Here is a 16,273-nt window from a genome sequence, read left to right as displayed (position 1 = left end):
CCGGGAGCGAGCGGCGCGTTCGCGTCGGCTTTCGACAGTCCAGTGGCGACGCTGGCTCGCCCACGGGAGCCGGCGACCCGGCTGCCGCACTCCCAATGAGCGACGCACTCACGGACACCCACGAACGAATCGACGCCGTCGTCGAACGAGCCTGCGAGGGGCTTGACCTGCCGACGGGGACGGCGACGCTGACCGACGCCGCGCGGCGCGACTGCTACGCGGGCGCGTCCGCCGACGAGGCCGACGAGGCCGTCGGCGGCGTACTGACCGCTCGCGTCGAGCGGGACCCCGCCTACAAGCGAGCGGCCGCACGCGTCGCCCGCTGGCGGCACGCGCGCCACGTCACGGGCGCGGACGGACCGCTCTCCGACGAACGGTACCGCGAGGCGTTCCGGGCGGGCATCCGGACCGGGGTCGACCGCGGCCGCCTCGACGACCGGATGGCCGAGTACGACCTCGACCGGCTGGCGGACGCGCTCGTGCCGGACCGGGACGACGAGTTGGAGTACATGGCCGTCTCGACGCTGACACAGCGGTACGTCCTCCGGACCGTCGAGGAGGACGACCCGCTGGAACTCCTCCAGCCGTTCTGGATGCGGGTGGCGATGGGGGTCGCGCTCCGGGAGCCGGAGCACGACCGCGAGGAACGGGCCGTCGAGTTCTACGAGGCGCTCTCGACGCTCCGATTCGTCCACTCCACGCCGACGCTGTTTCACGCCGGGACGACCCACCCCCAGCTCTCGTCGTGTTACCTCACGACCGTGCAGGACGACCTGGAGGACATCTTCGACTCGTACAAGGCGCACGCGAAGCTCTCGAAGTGGTCAGGTGGCATCGGTACCGACTGGACGAACCTCCGCGCGTCGGGGGCGCTCGTGGAGTCGACGGGCGTCGAGTCCACCGGAACGGTGCCGTTCCTCAAGATAGCCAACGACGTGACCGCGGCCATCAACCGCTCGGGCAAGCGCCGTGGTGCGGCCTGCGCGTACCTGGCGGCCTGGCACCTCGACTTCCCGGCGTTCCTCGACCTGAAGCGGAACACGGGCGACGAGCGCCGGCGCACCCACGACATGAACACGGCCGCGTGGATTCCGGACCTGTTCGTGAAGCGAGTGCGGAGAGGCGAGGAGTGGACGCTGTTCTCGCCCGACGAGGTTCCCGACCTCCACGCGACGTACGGCCGGGAGTTCGAAGAGCGCTACGAGGCGTACGAGCGGCGAGCCGAGGCGGGCGACCTCCGGCAGTACGAGACGGTCGACGCGGCCGACCTCTGGCAGACGATGCTCACGCGGCTGTTCGAGACGGGCCACCCGTGGCTCACGTTCAAGGACCCCTGTAACGTCCGGTCGCCCCAGGACCACGCGGGCGTCGTCAACGCCTCGAACCTCTGCACCGAGATCACGCTCAACACCAGCGCCGACGAGACGGCGGTGTGTAACCTCGGCTCGGTGAACCTGGCGAAACACGTCGCGGACGGGGAGCTGGACCGCGAGCGCCTCGCCGACACCGTCGAGACGGCGATGCGGATGCTCGACGACGTGGTCGACCTGAACTTCTACCCGACGGAGCGCTCCCAGCGCTCCAACACGCGTCATCGACCGGTCGGCCTGGGCGTGATGGGGTTTCACGACATGCTCGTCGAGCGGGACGTCCCGATGGCGAGCGACGAGGCGCGGCGCGTCGCCGACGAGACGATGGAGGCGGTGGCGTACCACGCCGTCCTCAACTCCTCGCGGCTGGCGCGCGAGCGCGGGACGTACGAGTCGTACGAGGGGTCGAAGTGGGACCGCGGCCTGCTCCCCCAAGACACGGTCGAACTCCTCGAACGCGAGCGGGGCGAGCCGGTCGACGTCGACGTCGAGGAGCGCCTCGACTGGGAGCAGGTGCGCGAACACGTCGCCGCTCACGGGATGCGCAACTCGAACACGACGGCCGTCGCGCCGACGGCGACCATCTCCACCATCGCCGGCACCACCCCCTCCATCGAGCCGCGCTACTCGAACCTCTACGTGAAGTCGAACATGAGCGGCGACTTCACCGTCGTCAACGACCGCCTCGTCGCGGGCTTGAGAGAGCGGAACCTGTGGGACGACGACCTGCTCGACCGGCTGAAGTTCCACGACGGGTCGATTCGAGAGTTGGAGGAGGTGCCGGCCGACCTCCGGGAACTCCATCGCGGCGCGTTCGAGGTCGACCCGCGCCACCAACTCGAGTTGGCCGCCGAGCGGGCGGTCTGGATCGACCAGTCGCAGAGCCTCAACGTGTTCTTCCCCTCGACGGACGGCTCGCTGCTCGACGACGTGTATCAGAGAGCCTGGGAACTGGGGCTGAAGACGACGTACTACCTGCGGACGCTCGGCGCGAGCCAGTTCGAGAAGTCCACGCTCGACATGGCCGAGTACGGTCGGACACAGACCAACCGGACGGCGGGACGGTCGGCTGGCGACTCGGACGACGGCGACGACGGCCTCCCGAGCGTCGAGGACCCCACCTGCGACGCCTGCCAGTAACCACCACCATGCCCATCACGTACACCACCGACGCGGACACGCACGACCCGAACAAGATACTCCCCATCGACTACGACTGGGCGCGCGAGTACTACCGCGCCGGCGTCGACAACAACTGGGTTCCCGAGGAGGTTCCCATGACGAACGACGTCCGGCAGTGGGACGGCGACGCCCTCTCGGAGGCGGAGCGACAGTTGGTCGAGTGGAACCTCGGCTTCTTCTCGACGGCCGAGTCGCTCACCGCGAACAACGTCGTCCTCGCGCTGTACGACCACGTCACCGCCCCCGAGTGCCGTCAGTACCTCCTCCGGCAGGCGTACGAGGAGGCGATTCACACGGACACGTTCATCTACTGCTGCGACTCGCTGGGGTTCGACCCGGAGTACCTCTACGGCATGTACGACCGGGTACCCGCAATCGAGGACAAAGACGAGTTCGTCGTCGACCTCACGCGGGCCGTGACGGACCCCGGGTTCTCGATGGACACCGACGAGGACGTGCGGGCGTTCCTGCGCGACCTCGTGGGCTTTTACGTCGTCATGGAGGGGCTGTTCTTCTACGCCGGGTTCGCCATGATGCTCGGTCTCAAGCGCCAGGGGAAGATGGTCGGCGTCGGCGAGCAGTTCGAGTACATCATGCGCGACGAGTCGCTCCACCTCGGCTTCGGGGTCGACCTCATCGACGCGGTCCGCGACGAGACGGGCGTCTGGACCGACGCGTTCGACGCGGAGGTGCGGTCGCTCGTGACGGACGCGGTGGACCTCGAACGGCGGTACGCGCGGGAGGCGTGCCCCGACGAGGTACTCGGGATGGGGCCGGAGCAGTTCGCGGAGTACGTCGAGTACGTCGCCGACCGCCGACTGACACAGCTCCGACAAGAGGAGGCGTACGGGACGGAGAACCCGTTCCCGTGGCTCTCGGAGGCGGCCGACCTCAACCGCGAGAAGAACTTCTTCGAGACGCAGGTGACCGAGTACCGGTCGGGGGGGTCGCTGGAGTGGTGAGCCTCTCGGATTCCTACACAGAAACCACCGCGGTGGTGATGCCCGACGCGACCAACGACCTCGGCCGTGCGCTCGGCGGGGGGGTGCTCCACCGGATAGACGTCTGCGGGGTCGTCGCCGCCCGCCGGTCCGCCGCTCGCAGGCCGTCGCCGCCGGCATCGACCGCGTAGATTTCCACGCCGCACTCGACCTCGGCGCGACGTGGTCGTCGTGACCGGGTACGTCTACGACGCCGGGGAGACAAGCATGCGCGTCCGCATCGACGTACAGGCCGAGCGACCCAGCGAGGGGAGCGAGCGCGACACCGCCTCCTCGCACCTCACGTTCGTCGCCATCGACGACGAGGAGGACGTCACGGCCGTGCCCGAACTGTCGGCGGAGACGGACGAGGGGCGCGCGCTCCGGCGGCGGGCGTGCTAGGCGGAACGGGCGACCGGCGCGCGCTCGTAGACCCTCTGTCCCCCGGGGTGCGGTAGCGCTCCCTCGGCCGCGTCACCGCACGACGTCGACGCCGGTCACCTCGAACCGGGCGCCGCCGGCGGGTCCGTCGACGACTCTCACCTCCCAGCCGTGCGCCTCGACCGTCTCGCGGACGATGTTGAGCCCGAACCCGGTCCCGTCGGTGGCCGTGGAGTACCCGGCCTCGAACACCTCGTCGTGCACGCCCGACGGGATGCCCGACCCGTCGTCCCCCACGTAGAACCCGTTCGGGAGCGCCCCGACGGTGATGACTACCCCGTCGCCCCCGTGCTCGACGGCGTTTCGAAACAGGTTCTCGAAGACCTGTTTCAGTCGGGACGCGTCGGCTCGCACCGTGAGGTCGGCGTCGACGTGCATCTCGGCATCGCCGGTCCGGACGTTCTCCCAGCACGCGCGGGCGAGCGTGGCGAGTCGGACCGAGTCGGGCTCGCGGACGGTCGTCCCCTGCCGTGCGAGCGTGAGGACGTCCTCGACGAGCCTGTGCATCCGGTCGAGGGCGCGGTCGACGGCCGCGAGGTGTTCGCGTTCGTCCTCGGAGTCGGGCTCGACGAGTTCGAGCCGCCCAGTGGCGACGTTGAGCGGGTTCCGGAGGTCGTGTGAGACGATGCTCGCGAACTCGTCGAGCCGCTGGTTCTTCCGTTCGAGTCGGGCCTCCCGGTCCGCGAGCCGGTCCCGCTCGCGCTGGAGCTGGCGGAACAGGACGTCCTGCGGGTCCGAGATCCCGGTCTTCACCACGGCCCGGTAGATGAGGTAGAAGGACGCGATCTTCAGCAGGTGTCCGACCATGTTGGAGAAGCCGTAGACGCTGATGTAGAGGGTGAAGAACAGTTCGCCGACGACCGTCAGGAGGAGCGCCGCCACGAGATACCGGAAGACGCGGTCGTCGAGCGCCTGTCGGTGGCGGTACAATTGGAACAGCGCGACCGCGAGGAGCCCGACGACGAGGTACTCGCTGACGATTTTGAACGTCGTCAGTCCGCTTCCGGCGACGAACGCGGTCGGGAACGCGCCGCGGAATATCGTCACCACGAGAGCGGCGGTGACCCCCGCGTACCCCGCGACCAGCAGCGCGGTGTCCCGGGAGCGGTGGGTGAACGAGAGCCGCGAGGTCAGGGGGTCGTCCCCGACGAACGCGCTGGCGAGGACGAGCGAACCCGCCTCGAGGTACCGGGCTGCGAGCCACAGCTGGGTGGGGAGGTCGGCTCCCGAATCGGGGAAGACGCTCATCCCGACGTACGCGAGCGTGTGGAGCGTATCGAGGACGGCGACGCAGGCGTACGCCACCCCCACGACCAGGAGGAAGTCGTCGTCCATCCGCGTTCGGGAGTTCCACGCCACAAGGAACAGCGCCGACGCGATGACGACGCTGAACAGTTCTGCGAGGCTGTGAAACAGGAGAAAGTTCGAGAGTTGAATCACGTACAGCCCGGCGAACGCCACCCCCCACAGGAGACCCAGGAGCAAGCAGTTCCGCCGTCGCACCACAAGAGAGTCCCCACCCATACGATAGATGCACGTTTAATCGCACTTCATATTACTCACATCGAGTGGAGACGGTCGGCGACCCGCCGTCGAACGCCTCGCCCAGGGTCACTCGCTCGGGGCCGCGCTCGGCCGGTCGAGACACGGGTAGTCGACGACGAGTCCGTCCACGCCGGCGGCCGTCGCCGCGGCGGCTTCGTGCCACGTCCGCACCGTCCAGACGTTCACGTCCCACCCCTCCTCGTGGGCGGCCGCGAGGAGGTCGGTTCCGGTCGCCCGTTCCGGGTCCGCGTACCGCGTGTCGGCCAGCAACGCGAGCGGCGGGTGGACGGCGTCGGCGTCGTACCTGTCTGCGAGTTTCAGTCCGGTCGACGGGTCGAGCGGGATGGGGGCGACCGACGCGTGGGGTGCGATGTCCCGCACGGCCGCGAGTGCGCCCTCGTGAAACGAGGAGAACAGCACGTCGCCGTCGAACTCGTCGGTGAGCGCGAGCACGTCGCGGACGAACGGGTGCCACGCCGCCCGCCGTTCGGCGACGTCGTCCTCGGCGAGCACGCCGTCGGTCGACTCCAGCGACTCGCCGTTCGACTTCAGTTCCACGTGGATTCCCACGCCGTCGGGCAGGGCCGCGAGTACGTCCGGGAGCGTGGGGACGGTCTCCCCGCTGTCGAGCACCTCGACCTCGGCGAGTTCCGCCTCGGTCCGGTCGCGGACGAGTCCCTCGCCGTCGGTGACTCCTCGGCTCTCGTCGCGGTCGTCGAGGGCGTCGTCGTGGAAGACCACGACGGCGCCGTCGGCGCTCGGGCGCACGTCGACCTCGACGGCGTCCGCGCCGGCGTCCGCGGCGGCGCGGACGGCCTCTACCGTGTTCTCGGGGTACGCCCCGGCGAACCCCCGGTGGGCGATGAGTGTCGGGTCCATACGCGCCACACCCCGCACCGGAGTAAAACGCTGCTGGCTGTGCGGAGGCGAGTCGACCGCCTGCCGCGGGGAGAACGCTTTTCGCGGCGCTCGTCCCCTCCTCGGTATGCCCGACACCGACGCCGACGCGGACGCGAAAGACCGGCTGTTCGACGCCGTCGAGGGGCGACGCGAGCGGCTGACACGCATCGCCCGCCGCATCTGGGAGGAGCCCGAAGTGGCGTTGCGCGAGACGGCCTCGTCAGAGCGCCTGCGGGAGGCGCTCCGCGAGGAGGGGTTCGCCGTCGAGACGGGCGTGGGCGGCATCGAGACGGCGTTCGTCGCCCGCTACGGCGAGGGCGACCCCGTGGTGGCGACGATGGGGGAGTTCGACGCGCTCCCCGGCATGTCGCAGGAGGCGACCGCCGAGCGCTCGCCGCGCGACCCCGGCGCGCCGGGCCACGGCTGCGGACACAACCTCTTCGGCGTCGGCTCGCTCGGCGGCGCGCTCGCCGTCAGGGACGCCATCGAGCGGGGCGAGGCGTCCGGGACGGTCGTCTACTTCGGCACCCCCGCCGAGGAGGCCGGCGGAGGGAAGGTGTACATGGTGCGCGACGGGGCGTTCGACGGCGTCGACGCCGTCGTCTCGTGGCACCCCGGCTGGTACAACGCGCCCGGCAAGGGGTCGTGTCTCGCGGTCGACGCCTACGAGTTCGCCTTCGAGGGGGAGACGTCCCACGCGGCCGCCTCGCCCGAGTCCGGTCGGAGCGCGCTCGACGCCGTCCACCTCCTCAACACGGGCATCGAGTTCATGCGCGAGCACGTCCCCGACGCCGCGCGCGTCCACTACGTCGTCCAGAACGGCGGGGACGCGCCGAACGTCGTCCCCGGGGCAGCGTCGACCGAGTGTCTCGTCCGCGCACCCGGACGCGAGCAGGTGGAGCGCATCGCCGACTGGGTGACCGACGTCGCCGAGGGCGCGGCGCTGATGACGCAGACCGACGTCGACGCGACGAAGACCACCGCGATGTACGGCGTCCTCCCGAACCACGCCATCGCCGACCGCATCCGCGCGAACATGGAACGGCTGGGCGAGGTGGCGTTCACCGACGAGCAACTCGCGCTCGCGGAAGGCCTCCACGAGTCGCTGGGCGAGCGTCCCTCGCTCGACCGCGTGCCCGCCGAGTACCACGACGAGATTCGCGGGAACGCGATGTACACCGAGCCGATGGACGCCCCCGACGAGGGGACGACCGGGTCGTACTCGACCGACTCGGGCGACGTGAGCTGGACCGTCCCGCTCGGGCGGTTCACCGCGGCGACGTGGCCGGTCGGCACGCCCGCCCACTCGTGGCAGGCGGTCGCGGCGGGCCGCGACCTCGGCACCGAGGGCGCGCTGTACGCCTCGAAGGTGGTCGCCGCGACGCTGTACGACCTGCTGGTCGACGCGGACCTCCGGGCGGCCGCCCGCGCCGAGTTCGACGAGCGGACGGGCGAGCGGGGCTACGAGTGCGGCCTGCCGGCCGACGCGGACCCCTACGAGCTAATCACGCGGTGAGGGACGGACCGGGGCGGAGACGCCGGCTCAGAGCGTGATCTGGGTGAGCGTCGTCGCCGCGTTCTCCACGTCGCTGTCGGCGGCGGCGGCGACGGTGATGGTGTTCTCGCCGTAGTCGATGCGCAGGCGCGCCTCGAACGCGCCGTCGGTCGGTTCGACCAGCGTCGTGTCCGTCGGCGTCTTCACTGCCACGACGGCCCCGGTGGTCTCGCCGGAGACGACGATGTGGTCGCCCTCGAAGTCGGTGTCGACCCGGAGAGCGGGGCTGTCGTCGCCCCGGTGGATGGCCCGGTCGAGGTAGCGCTCGCGGACGAACGCCGGCGTCTCGACCGGTTCGCCTGCGTCGATGCCGTGCGCCAGCCGGACGTACTGCGCCATCGACCACGCGAGCGGCGTGGCCGACCCGGTCCCCTCGCCGAACTCCCAGTTGTACTCGGTTGCGTAGTCGCGGTCCCACACCTGTTCGGCGATCATCCGTCCGGAGTTGGCGAACTCCTGTATCGCCCGCAGGAGCGCCAGCGGGTCGAGCGCGTCCTCCCGGTCGTCGGGGTCGGCGAGCAGTTCGTACTCGCCGCGCTCGCCCGAGAGCAGCGGCCAGAGCCGCCCCTTCCCGGCGTGTTCGATGGCCCACGGCGCGCCCTCGTCCTCGTGTTCCCGCTCGCCGTAGCCGTCGCCGTTGTAGCGGTAGAACGCCGCCCCGGACGGCGTGTCGACGCGGATGGTCGTGTCGACCTCCTGCAGGGAGTTGCGGACGACCGGGTCGTCCCACGGCTTGATTCCCAGTCGGACCAGGTCGAGGAAGCCGCCGTCGATGATGTCCCGCTCGTCGAGCGTCGGTCCCCCGTTGGCGAGCGTCCGGAGGTGACCCGCCTCCGGGTCGCCGTCGCGCGTCACGCGGACGTAGTAGGGGGTCTCCGTGTGCTGTTCGGTGCCGGTCTCGGTCGCGGTCAGGTCCTCGACGTCGGTCACCCACTTGTCCGCCGTCGCCAGCCAGACGAGCGCGTCCGCCGCCTCCCCCACCTCGCTCGCGACCTTGCCGGCGCACGCCAGCCCGGCGATCTCGGCCGCGATGGACGACGGGGAGTAGCCCGCCTCTTCCTCCCAGCGCTCCTGGGCGGTCGCCGGGCCGTTCCGGACGACGTAGTCGGCCGAGCGGCGGAGGTGCTCGAAGTCGTAGTCGACGTCGTCGAACTCGACGCCGCGCTCCCAGAGCTGGTACGCCATCACCTGCGGGAACGAGATGTTGTCCATCTGCTCGCCGCCCCAGCGGGTGATGCCGTTGAGGTAGGTGTTCTGCGGGATGAACCCGTTCCCGTCCTGCTGGTACTCGTAGATGTACTCCAGTTGGTTGATGGCCGTCTCGATGTCGCCGACCGCCTCGAGGACCGTGAACACCTGGTAGAGGTCGCGCGACCAGACGAAGTTGTATCCGTACCCCTTCGGCTCCTCCGCGACGACCGCCTCGCCCCACGGCACCGACGGGGAGGCGATGGACCCGCCGAAGTACATCTTGTCCTCGACGGCTCGCAGGCTCATCAGCGCCGTACGGTACTGGTTCGCGAGGTCGGCGTCGTCGGCGACCGAGTCGGGCAGGGGCTTGTCCGCGAGGAACTCCCGCCAGGAGTCGACGTACGCCTCGCTGACGGTCTCGTACCCCCGAGTGAGCGCGCCGAACGCCTCGCCGAGCGCCGCGGCGGTGTCGGCGCGCTGGGCGAACCCGAGCGCGATGGTCTCGTCGACCCGTCTGCCGGTCGCGAGCCGCCCGACGAGGACGACGTTCTCGTTGTCGACCGTCTCGCGCGTCTTCGGGAGGACCCCCTTCGAGTAGAGCGACCGGAGGGGTTCGCTCCCGGCGACGCCGACGGTCGCCCAGTCGAACCGGGTCTCGGCCGCCATCGCCATCGCGACCGAGTACCCCTCGCCGTCGTCGTCGACGAGCAGGGGCCGCTTGCTCTCGCCGGTGTACGCCGACGAGTCGCGCGCGACGAGGTGGTGACTCCCGGGCGACCCCAGCCGCATCCCCCGGTCGCGAGTGCCGGTGTTCGCCAGCGCGGCGTCGGCCACCGCGAACACCTCGTACTCGTTGTCGTCGTCGGCCTCGAACTGCACGTCCGCGAGCAGGGCGTCGTGTTCCGGGTCGGTGGCGTACTCGACGGTGAGCGTCCACTCGTGGCCGCGGCCGTCGCCCGTCTCGGCGACCACCTGTCGGAACAGGAGCGCGTCGTCGGCCGCCGGCGTCACCTCGCGCGTGACGGTGTCGGCGTCGTCGTCGCGGCGGGTCTCGTTGTGCGTCCGCACGGTGTACTGCTCGTCGCCGGTCGCGTTGACGATGAAGTCCAGCGTCCGCAGGTTCATCAGGTCGATGCGGGGGAAGCGCACCTCCGTCAGCGCGCCCTCGGTGAGGGTGAACCAGACGCGCGACGGGTCCGCGGTCCGGTGGTCGGCCGCGGTGCCGACGCCGTACTTCTCGCCGGTCGTCCAGCGCGGGCGCTCGGCCGGCCCCTCGGGGAGCGGCGCGGCGGTCGGCAGCGCCTCCTGCTCGGCCAGCAGCGCGGTCGTCCGGAGCCGCACCGCGTGCGACTGTCCGAGCGGCGTCGCGCTGTCGGGCGTGCCGTCGTCGTACACCTGTTCGGGGAGGTAGCCCGTCTCCGTCGTCAACGGGCCGTCCGCGTCGAGCAGGTCGTACAGCTCCCCCGCGCGGTCGAGGAACGCCGCCCCGTCGCGGTCGCGGCTCTCGAGCAGCCCGCCGAGTCGCGCCGCGGCGGCGGCCCCGGTGGCGGTCGTGAGCGACCAGATCTTCGCGTCGACCTGCCCGTGCGTCCGCCAGTCGTCGCCCTCGTACCTCGTGAGACCGGCGACCGGCGTCCCCCGCGGGTCGCGGTAGAGTCCGTCGAGTACCGTCTCGACGTGGGATTCGAGGCGAGCGAGCGACGCGTCCGGGAGTCGAACCCCGCCGACCGCGTCGTACCCGGCGACGGCGTCGACGAGCGCGAACGTCGCGGCGTCGAGCCGGGAGTCGAGGCGGCCGTCCAGCGCGAGACGCATCCCGTAACACTCGCGCTCGTCGTCCCACAGCGTTTCGAGGCCCGCGAACACCGTCTCCGCCCCTTCGCGGGCGCGCTCCGCGAGCGCGTCGTCCACGGGAGCGCGTGCGACGGCGGCGTACGCCTCCAGGTACGTCGCCGCGGTGTGCGTGAACTGGCCGTCCATGTCCTCCCACACGTTCTGACACGGTTCGGGGAGCCCGTTGTCCGCGAGGCTCTCGTCCAGGGCCGCGACCGCGTCCGCGAGCGACTCGCGGACGGTGGCGGTGAGGCTGGCGGAGAGGGTCCGTCGCCGCTCGCGCAGCAGCATCCCGAGGAACGCCGTCACCTCGGCGGTCTGGTCGGCCTGGTACTCCAGGGACGACTCGTCCCCCTCTATGTGCGCGTTCGCCCACCCGGGCGCGAGCGACCCGTCGACGGCCCAGACGCGGTGAGGCCACGTCCCGTCGTCGAGTTGCGCGTCGCAGTAGAACCGCGCGCTCCGGACCGACTCGTCGTCGACGTCGAGTCCGAGCGTGTCGCCGGCGTCGAGCAGACACCGCGCGACGGTCGAGTCGTGCCGGAACCAGGTGTAGCCGTACCCGCCGGAGTTGGTGAAGAAGGGGTCGACCTCCGGTCCGGCGATGCGAGCGCCGGTCGGCGCCTCGAGCAGACCGAGCGCCCGGCGGTCCGCGCGGACGAGCGCCGACCGGGGACTCCCCTCGGGAATCGCGACCGTCGTCTGCTCGCGGGCGGCGGCCCGCAGGTCGTCGGCCGACCGGTGGCGTTCGGTGCAGTCGCGCAGGTCCGCGAGCGCCGTCTCGCGGTCGAGTTCGTCGTGGTCGGAGAGCTGCGTCACGAGCGTCGTCCGAGAGGCGCGCCCCTCGCGCTCGAGCGGGGCGGTCACGACCACGTCGCCGCTGAGGTGGGCGTCCTCGTACCGGTTCCGGCCCCGGTGGCGCGGGAACTCGACGGCCTCGTCCGAGAGTATCTCCTCGAACCGCTCGGGAATCTGGCCGCGCACCTGGTCGATGCCGGTGGAGGCGGTCACGTAGTCGTGTTCGCGCCGGTGGTACACCTCCACGGCTTTCGTCCCGTCCGGTCCGCCGTGCTCGTGGATGAGTCGGCCGACGCGCGTCTCCTGCCCCTCCGGGGCGAACGTCACGAACGCGACGAGTCTAGCCTCCGGCGGAATCTCCCCCCGGAGTTCGACGTGCGTGACGTGGGCCCGCCCGAGCGTCAGGTCGTACTGGTGGACGGTGAACCGCCCGGCGTCGTACTCCGTCTCGACGAGGGTGGTCTCGCGGTAGTAGTGCTGGCGGACCGAGTCGAGGTCGTCGAACCAGTGGATTCGGTCCCCCGTCTCGATGCCGAACCGCGAGCGGTCCACGCCGTACAGTCCCGAGAGCGACGACGAGTAGTCGCGGAGATACCCGGCGGGGTCGACGTGGACGAGCCTGTCCCCGTGACCCGAGAAGGAACCCGTTACCGTCGGCTCCCGAGCGGGGGACCCCCCAGCCCGGTCACGCTTGTATTCGTTGAGCGCTGTTCGCAGCCGCATACCCACGCTACAGCGACGCAGGGTATAAACATGGATGGACTACGGGGACCGCGTGTCCCGGCCACGGGACCGCGGTCAGAACCGGTCGTCGTCGGTCGGGAGCAGCGCGACGCTCTCGACCCCGACGCCGTCGTCGGCGGCGACGGCGTCGCCGGTGGCCAGGTCGGTCGACCCGACGGCGGGCGCGACGGACACCGTCGCCGGGTCGGCGCCGAAGTTCAGGACGACGACCGCCGCGTCGCCGCCGTCCGCGTCGTCGGCGACGCGGGCGAACGCGACGACGGCCTCCGGGTCGCCCTCGCGGACCTCGTAGTCGATTCGCCGGAGGTCGGCGTCGTTCGCGAACGCCGGCCGGGCGTGGCGTGCCTCGATGAGCCGCCGGTAGTGTGCCTGTAACTCGGGGTCGGCGTGGTCCCACGCGAGCCCGTCGCGGAGTCCCCGCTGTCCGAGTTCCTGGCCCGCGTACACCATCGGCGTTCCCGGGAGCGTCATCAGCGCGCCCGCCGCCGCCTCGGCCGCCGCCTCGCCGCACTCCACGACGTAGCGCGTCTCGTCGTGGTTCTCCGCGTACAGCATGAACGACGCGTGGTCGGGGAACCCCGCGTCGGCGCGCGCGTCGATGGCGTCGAGGACGCGCTCGGCGGGAATCGACCCGCTCCCCACCTCCCGGAGCGTGAACGCCGTCGTGGAGTCGAAGTGCATGTCGAACATCCCCTCCTGGAAGTCGGCGATGTACGGGATGGTCTCGTCCAGCAGGAGGAACGACGGGTCGCGCTCCTTCACCCGGTCGTGGAGTTCCTTCCAGAACCCGTTCGGCACCGCCCACGCCATGTCGCACCGGAACCCGTCGACCAGCGGGAACCACTCGTCGACGGCGTCGAGCAGGTGTCTCCTGACTTCGAGGTTGTCGTAGTCGAAGTTGGCGATGTACTCCCAGTCGAAGTACGTCCCGGGTTCGCCCGACTCCTGCCACTCGTACCAGCCGTAGTACTCGCTGTCCGGGTTGCCGTACGCGTCCTGGAAGAACGGGTGCGCCCGCGCGGAGTGGTTGAGGACCAGGTCGAACAGCACCTTCATCCCGCGGTCGTGGGCCGCCTCGACGAACCGCTCGTAGTCCTCGCGAGTCCCGAGGTCCGAGGCGATGGAGAAGAAGTCGGTGATGTTGTAGCCGTGGGGCGCGTGGTCGTTCTGTAACACCGGCGTGAGCCACAGCACGTCGACGCCCAACTCCTCGAGGTAGTCGAACCGCTCGACGATGGCGTCGAACGTCGAGTCGGCGCCCTCGTCTCCCTCCCCCGTCGCGAACGTCCGGACGTATATCTCGTAGATGACCGCGTCCCTCGCCCACTCGGGCGGGTCGTACGGTCGGGTCGCCTCGACGCGCGCCGACGCCGCGTTCGCCGTCCCCCCGTCGGTGACGACCCCGTCGTCCCGGTGGGCGACGTCGACGGAGTCGGCGACGCTGTAGCCGCCCGCGCCGACGGCGACGGCGTGGACCCGGAGCCGGGGGGGGAGACGCGCGACCGGGACGCGGAACTCGCGGTCGGTCACCTCGGCCGCGTCGGCCGGCAGGTCGTCGCGGTCGTCGACGAGGAACTCCACGTCCACGTCTTCGGGCCGTTCGTCGCTCCCCTCGGGCGTCCGCACCTCGGCTTCGACCACGAGGTCCTCGTCGTCGACGCGGGCGCGCAACTGGACGCGCGGACGGCCGGGCGCACCGTCCCCCTCGCCCGCCGCGTCGCCGGACCCGGAGACGGGGCGGGCGCTCCCGCTCCCTCCGCTCGCCCCCCGCTGACCCGTTCGCCGCTCCGCATGCCGGACACTCCGGACGCGCCGCCGCCGACCGGTCCGCCCGGCCGGAGGCCGCTCGGGAACACCCTGACGGTCAACTCGTGCGGACCGTCGGGAGCGGTCAACTCGACGAGGTACGTGCCGGGGACGTCGGGTTCGAAGTGGACGACGGGGTCGTCCCCGAGCGTGGCGGTGGAGCCGATGGGTGACTCCGCGATGTGCCAGGCGTACGTCGCGTCCGGGTCGGGGTCGCGCGGTGCGAGGTCGATCGAGTCGCCGACGGCGGCGAACCGGGGGGGGCCGGGGTGGGGCATTGCCGGTAAGTTGCACAACAGAGGCCTTTGTCTTTTCCCACGTTCTCGGCCGACACGCTGTGGCGGCCTCCGAGACGACGTCGGTCCGCCCGCCGAGCGTCCACCGACCGGGCGAACGGCTAAGTAGCACGCACACGCCGTTAGCGTATGAGCGGTACCGACAGAGCGGGACCCGACACGGTCGACGTCGACGTGGAGATCACCGACGAGCGGACGGTCGTGACCGTCTCGGGGGACCGCGACGCCGCGGTCGTGGTCCGGTCGGCGTCCGGCGAGCAGATATACCTCCCGCCCGAGGACTTCGAGCGCACGGCGGGCGAGGGGCAACAGACGCCGTACGACAGCCCCTACCAGTCCGCGACGCCCTACGACAGTCCGTACGACAGCCCCTACCAGTCGGGGCGCCAGGAGTCGCCCGCGGCCGGGTTGCAGCCGACCGTCGACGGGTTCCGCATCGTCCATCCCGAACCCGTGACAGACTTCCGGCTGCTCCGGTGAGCGTCGGTCAGGCTGGGGCGGCCGCCCGGACGCTCACTCGCACTCGCGCTCGCGCTCCTGCTCCTCGCGGGCGGCCGACTCCATGACCTGGTCGTAGAACGCCACGTGCTCGTCGGCGACTTCGCCCCACGTGCGCACGTCGTACTCCAGCGGGGTGTCGAGCGAGAGCGCGTACTCGATGCCCTCCGCGATGGCGTCCGAGTCGGAGTCCACCTCGATGAGACAGTCGTCCGGGAGGAGTTCGGCCGCGCCGCTCTGACTCGACACGACCCGCGTCCCGACGGAGAGCGCCTCGACGATGGTGATGCCGAACGGCTCCGAGAGCGACGGCGAGACGAACAGGTCGGCGCTGGCGTAGTAGTCGCCGAGTTCCTCCTCGGGGATGTAGCCGGCGAACACCACCCTGTCCTCGATGCCGAGCAGTTCGACGAACCGCTTCAGTTGGTCCGTGAGGTGCCCGGACCCGCCGAGCACGAGCGTCACGTCGTCGCGACGGAGTTTCGAGACGGCGTACAGGAGAAAGGAGATGCCCTTCTGGTCGGTGTGGCGGCCGACGAAGAACAGCATCTTCCCGTCGATATCCAGTTCGGCCTTCACGTCGCGGCCGGTCGACTGCACGCTCGGGAACCCGTTGTAGATGACCGTCGACTCGCCTCCGTAGCGCGACCTGACCTCGTTCGCGGTCAACTCGCTGACCGCGATGAGGTGGTCCGCGCGGTCGACGATGCGCTGTTCGGTCTCCACCTCCCGCTGTGGCGGGTGGACGTTGCGGTCCGACGAGAGCGAGTGGAACGTGGTGACCCACTCCACGTCGTGGGTCGACTGGGCGCGCGACCCGGCGTTGTAGCCGAACCAGTCGTTGGTGTGGACGATGTCGGCGTCCGTTGCCCGGTCGGCGAACTCCCCGGAGAGGCGGGCGATGCGGGTGATGATGTCGCCCGTCCCGGTCGGGACGCCGTGGACGCCCTCGCGGTCCTCGGGGGCGTACTCCGCCGGGAGCACCAGTTCGATGTCGACGTCCGCCCGCGGCTGTAACTCGTCGAACAGTTTGCCGACGGCGGTGTCGAGCCCCCCGGTCACGTTCGGTGGAAACCCCCAGCCCAACATCAGTACCTTGGGGCGCATCGTCCCGACGATTGCGTCGTCCCTACT

The 16,273-nt window shown here is 70.6% G+C and carries 10 protein-coding genes and 1 pseudogene; 6 read left to right on the top strand and 5 right to left on the bottom strand.

Annotation, left to right across the window (positions count from 1 at the left end; translation table 11 throughout):
* Positions 1 to 95 precede the first annotated feature (95 nt).
* From AC6RUA_RS11335 to AC6RUA_RS11320, 4 genes are read left to right on the top strand one after another with little or no spacing between them, the layout of a single operon-like run.
* The gene (locus AC6RUA_RS11335) at positions 96 to 2,510 is read left to right on the top strand and encodes a ribonucleoside-diphosphate reductase subunit alpha (RefSeq protein ID WP_499813121.1); all 2,415 of its coding nucleotides are present in this window, start codon (positions 96 to 98) and stop codon (positions 2,508 to 2,510) included.
* Between the two features lie 8 nt (positions 2,511 to 2,518).
* Entirely contained in the window at positions 2,519 to 3,514 is a 996-nt protein-coding gene (locus AC6RUA_RS11330; RefSeq protein ID WP_499813120.1) for a ribonucleotide-diphosphate reductase subunit beta, read from the top strand.
* Positions 3,511 to 3,684, top strand: a complete 174-nt coding sequence (locus AC6RUA_RS11325; protein ID WP_499813119.1) for a hypothetical protein — start codon at positions 3,511 to 3,513, stop codon at positions 3,682 to 3,684. The genes AC6RUA_RS11330 and AC6RUA_RS11325 overlap by 4 nt, the downstream gene beginning before the upstream one ends.
* Positions 3,685 to 3,715: 31 nt before the next feature.
* The gene (locus AC6RUA_RS11320) at positions 3,716 to 3,934 is read left to right on the top strand and encodes a hypothetical protein (RefSeq protein ID WP_499813118.1); all 219 of its coding nucleotides are present in this window, start codon (positions 3,716 to 3,718) and stop codon (positions 3,932 to 3,934) included.
* Positions 3,935 to 4,006: 72 nt separating this feature from the next.
* Here the strand turns inward: AC6RUA_RS11320 and AC6RUA_RS11315 are convergent, their stop codons facing one another.
* Both AC6RUA_RS11315 and AC6RUA_RS11310 read right to left on the bottom strand, forming a co-directional pair.
* On the bottom strand, positions 4,007 to 5,497 hold the full coding sequence (locus tag AC6RUA_RS11315) for an MASE3 domain-containing protein (protein ID WP_499813117.1): 1,491 nt from the start codon (positions 5,495 to 5,497) through the stop codon (positions 4,007 to 4,009).
* An 87-nt stretch (positions 5,498 to 5,584) separates the two neighbouring features.
* A complete protein-coding gene (locus AC6RUA_RS11310; protein WP_499813116.1) occupies positions 5,585 to 6,397 on the bottom strand; it encodes a glycerophosphodiester phosphodiesterase in 813 nt (270 codons plus the stop codon).
* Between the two features lie 106 nt (positions 6,398 to 6,503).
* Here AC6RUA_RS11310 and AC6RUA_RS11305 point away from each other — a divergent pair, with 106 nt between their 5' ends.
* On the top strand, positions 6,504 to 7,934 hold the full coding sequence (locus AC6RUA_RS11305) for an amidohydrolase (protein ID WP_499813115.1): 1,431 nt from the start codon (positions 6,504 to 6,506) through the stop codon (positions 7,932 to 7,934).
* 27 nt (positions 7,935 to 7,961) lie between these two features.
* On the opposite strand, the gene AC6RUA_RS11300 is transcribed toward AC6RUA_RS11305, so the two are convergent.
* Positions 7,962 to 12,518 carry a DUF7997 domain-containing protein gene (locus AC6RUA_RS11300; RefSeq protein WP_499813114.1) on the bottom strand — a complete coding sequence of 1,519 codons (4,557 nt, stop codon included), beginning with the start codon at positions 12,516 to 12,518 and terminating at the stop codon, positions 7,962 to 7,964.
* Positions 12,519 to 12,593: 75 nt separating this feature from the next.
* Positions 12,594 to 14,623 (bottom strand): annotated as a pseudogene (malA, locus tag AC6RUA_RS11295) (alpha-amylase MalA).
* 147 nt (positions 14,624 to 14,770) lie between these two features.
* Here malA and AC6RUA_RS11290 point away from each other — a divergent pair.
* The gene (locus AC6RUA_RS11290) at positions 14,771 to 15,121 is read left to right on the top strand and encodes a DUF7510 family protein (protein WP_499813113.1); all 351 of its coding nucleotides are present in this window, start codon (positions 14,771 to 14,773) and stop codon (positions 15,119 to 15,121) included.
* 33 nt (positions 15,122 to 15,154) lie between these two features.
* Here the strand turns inward: AC6RUA_RS11290 and AC6RUA_RS11285 are convergent, their stop codons facing one another.
* Entirely contained in the window at positions 15,155 to 16,246 is a 1,092-nt protein-coding gene (locus AC6RUA_RS11285) for a glycosyltransferase family 4 protein (RefSeq protein ID WP_499813112.1), read from the bottom strand.
* Positions 16,247 to 16,273: the final 27 nt, after the last annotated feature.

Source organism: Halorarum sp. SLYT50 (genome assembly GCF_059821265.1).
The sequence above is the reverse complement of the archived record's forward strand: the minus strand, read 5'-3'. Positions and strand labels throughout refer to the sequence as shown.

Bases quoted from the DNA above. Each gene is read 5' to 3' on its own strand.
- AC6RUA_RS11335 (WP_499813121.1), top strand. From the start codon at position 96: ATGAGCGACGCACTCACGGACACCCACGAACGAATCGACGCCGTCGTC.
- AC6RUA_RS11330 (WP_499813120.1), top strand. From the start codon at position 2,519: ATGCCCATCACGTACACCACCGACGCGGACACGCACGACCCGAACAAG.
- AC6RUA_RS11315 (WP_499813117.1), bottom strand. From the start codon at position 5,497: ATGGGTGGGGACTCTCTTGTGGTGCGACGGCGGAACTGCTTGCTCCTG.
- AC6RUA_RS11310 (WP_499813116.1), bottom strand. From the start codon at position 6,397: ATGGACCCGACACTCATCGCCCACCGGGGGTTCGCCGGGGCGTACCCC.
- AC6RUA_RS11305 (WP_499813115.1), top strand. From the start codon at position 6,504: ATGCCCGACACCGACGCCGACGCGGACGCGAAAGACCGGCTGTTCGAC.
- AC6RUA_RS11300 (WP_499813114.1), bottom strand. From the start codon at position 12,518: ATGCGGCTGCGAACAGCGCTCAACGAATACAAGCGTGACCGGGCTGGG.
- AC6RUA_RS11290 (WP_499813113.1), top strand. From the start codon at position 14,771: ATGAGCGGTACCGACAGAGCGGGACCCGACACGGTCGACGTCGACGTG.
- AC6RUA_RS11285 (WP_499813112.1), bottom strand. From the start codon at position 16,246: ATGCGCCCCAAGGTACTGATGTTGGGCTGGGGGTTTCCACCGAACGTG.